We start from the raw sequence: 346 nt of genomic DNA on the forward strand, positions 1-346 counted from the left end.
TTCACATAGAAAATCAGCCCGTCGAAGCTCGCCAGCTATAACTGACTTCCTCGAAGGCTCATATCAAAGTGATTGGATTCGACGTTTAAAGAATGGCGCTGTGAATGCGCGGTGAAAATAAAAATGCCGCCAGCCCGTGTGCGTTGGGTACGCGGCAGGAACGAGGTGGCAGCATGGGTTATTCCTGTAGCCACTCAGGGAATGGACACGGGAATATTGACTTTAGTTTCAGATATTGACGGATTGTTAAATATTGTTCGCGTATTGTTGTGAAAGATAAGGTTGTTAGGCTTATCCATCTTTTGATAATAATGTTACAAGCGGAGAGTAAAATGAAAAAATGTCT

General features: G+C 43.4%; 1 protein-coding gene. It reads left to right on the forward strand.

The window, feature by feature from the left end; all coding sequences use genetic code 11:
• The first annotated feature begins 123 nt into the window (after nt 1-123).
• Complete coding sequence (locus AAC854_RS23360) at nt 124-273, forward strand: hypothetical protein (RefSeq protein WP_340619166.1); 150 nt, start codon at nt 124-126, stop codon at nt 271-273.
• Nucleotides 274-346 lie beyond the last annotated feature (73 nt).

The sequence above is a fragment of the Xenorhabdus entomophaga genome (assembly GCF_037996725.1).
Lineage (GTDB): Bacteria > Pseudomonadota > Gammaproteobacteria > Enterobacterales > Enterobacteriaceae > Xenorhabdus > Xenorhabdus khoisanae.

Coding starts and splice junctions, on each gene's coding strand:
- AAC854_RS23360 (WP_340619166.1), top strand. CDS start 124: ATGCCGCCAGCCCGTGTGCGTTGGGTACGCGGCAGGAACGAGGTGGCA.